The organism is Seonamhaeicola marinus (genome assembly GCF_008085455.1).
The window spans coordinates 1-441 of record NZ_VSDQ01000606.1 but is presented as its reverse complement, the minus strand read 5'-3'; the positions used below and the strand labels follow the sequence as shown (position 1 = coordinate 441).

The following is a 441-nucleotide window of genomic DNA, read 5'->3' as shown; positions in this document are numbered from 1 at the left end:
AGAACTGGTTAAAATTCTGCCTTGGTAAAAAGGTGAGACTAAAACTCTTGAGTCTCCGCTGTTATTGGTTAATTCAAAAGCAGTTTTATTATTAAAAAGTGTACAGTAATATTGGTAGTTTTTTTTAGGAATATTTTTGCTACAGCCAACTATAAAAAAGCTTAAAACTAAATATAAAAAGTGTTTCATTGTAGCTTTTTTTGTGTTATTCTCTGTATAAAAAGTACTTATTAACCAAATCAATATAGGCTTCTTTGGCTTCGGTTTCAGTAATGTTTTTTGCTTGAAATAGGGCGTTTGTTTTAAAAGCATTTATTAAAGCTTCTCTGCTTCGGGGTTTGCCATAATCATTCGTTGCCTTTTTGTAGTAGGCGTATAATTTTAAAAGCGTATCAGCAGGAAAAGGCTCTTTGTGAGCGTTAACTCTAGCTACTGCTTCTT

Annotated in this window: 2 protein-coding genes; both read right to left on the bottom strand. The window is 32.0% G+C overall.

The genetic code is table 11. The features are described from left to right. Positions 1–189 (bottom strand): hypothetical protein (locus FUA24_RS25440; RefSeq protein WP_222861350.1); only part of this gene is annotated, 189 nt, incomplete at its 3' end. A 16-nt stretch (positions 190–205) separates the two neighbouring features. Further along, positions 206–441: acyl-CoA-binding protein (locus FUA24_RS10770; RefSeq protein WP_148542194.1), on the bottom strand; the 236-nt coding region annotated here is incomplete at its 5' end.